This window comes from uncultured Limnohabitans sp. (assembly GCF_937889215.1).
Taxonomy (GTDB): domain Bacteria; phylum Pseudomonadota; class Gammaproteobacteria; order Burkholderiales; family Burkholderiaceae_C; genus Limnohabitans_A.
This window is the reverse complement of the sequence record NZ_CALBEX010000479.1, coordinates 1-1,417: the sequence shown is the minus strand read 5'-3', so window position 1 is coordinate 1,417 and position 1,417 is coordinate 1. Positions and strand designations below refer to the sequence as shown.

2 protein-coding genes are annotated in these 1,417 nt (G+C 60.4%); both read left to right on the top strand.

From position 1 onward, the window contains the following. Nucleotides 1-598 (top strand): GNVR domain-containing protein (locus Q0341_RS12000; RefSeq protein WP_299513612.1); only part of this gene is annotated, 598 nt, incomplete at its 5' end. A 109-nt stretch (nucleotides 599-707) separates the two neighbouring features. After that, nucleotides 708-1,417: glycosyltransferase (locus Q0341_RS11995; RefSeq protein WP_299513610.1), on the top strand; the 710-nt coding region annotated here is incomplete at its 3' end.

Below are 1,417 nucleotides of genomic sequence, written 5' to 3'. Positions count from 1 at the left end.
CCAAGTCAAAGAAAAATTCACAGAGGCCGAACAAGCCCTGCGCGCCACGGGCGTGAGCAGCAGCGTGCTCAAATCCAACCCCACATCGGCACTGGCTGCAGTGGCGGGCCTCAAGGCCCAAGTCACGGCCCAAGAAGTCAAAGTGGGCGCCATGCGCGGCTATTTGGCCGACACTGCCCCTGACTTTAAACAAGCCATGACCGAACTGGCCAACCTGCGCGCTCAACTGGCCAAGCAAGAAAAAGACGAACCCGCCGCCGCAGCCGGCCAGGGCGACTATGTGGCCAAGTTCCGCGAATTCAAATACCAAGAAACCTTGTTCGAACTCTTTGCCCGCCAGTTCGAGATGGCCAAGGTGGACGAATCGCGCGAAGGCGCCGTCATCCAAGTGCTCGACGTCGCCCAGCCGCCAGAGCGCAAGTCCAAACCCAAGAAGGCCCTGATTGCCATAATCGCCACCTTGGCCGCTGGCTTTGCGCTGCTCCTTTTCGTATTCATCCGCCAAGCCCTGCGCAACGCCAGCCAAGACGGTGAATCCGCCCAAAAGATGGCCGCCCTCAAAGCCAGCTGGCGCAAGGCATTGGGCAAACCCGCCTGACCCGTAGGTCGGCACCTTCAGCCCCGACAGCTTGCATCCGTAGGTCGGCGCCTTCAGGTCCGACAAAGCACCCCAAAAGCCAGATTAAAAGCTCCGCTTGACTCTGAACATGAACACGCTCCACGCCCTCCAAGGCGTCTTCCAATCCCCCGCACTGCACGCCGCAGCATGGGGCTTTGCCAGCACTTTTGCGCTATGCGTGCTCATGGTCATCACCAAGCGCTGGCATGGCGCTTTGACCATGGACTTCACCGACGGTGTGCAAAAGTTCCACACCGCTCCCACACCCCGCGTGGGCGGCATCCCCATCGTGTTGGGTCTGGTCGTGGCTTGGGGCAAAGCGCCCGCAGACATGCAAGCCATGCTCACCCCCATCCTGTTTGCAGGCTTACCCGCCTTCATCTTTGGCGTGGCCGAAGACATCACCAAGCGCGTGGGCGTCATGCAGCGCCTGCTGGCCACCATGGCGTCGGGCCTGCTGGCTTGGTGGATCACCGACTATTCGCTCAGCCGGGTCGATATTTGGGGCGTTGACTGGGTGTTGTCCTTCACCCTGGTTTCGGTCGTGTTCACTGCCTTTGCGGTGGGGGGCGTGGCCAACAGCATCAACATCATCGACGGCTTCAACGGCTTGGCCAGCACCATGTCCACCTTGGCGTTTGTGGGTTACGCCATGATCGCCTGGCAGGTGGGGGACACCACCTTGGCTGGCGTGTCATTGGTGTTGGCTGCTTGCGTGTGGGGCTTCTTCTGGGTCAACTGGCCATTTGGCAAGCTGTTTTTGGGCGACGGCGGCTCTTACTTCATTGGCTTTGCACT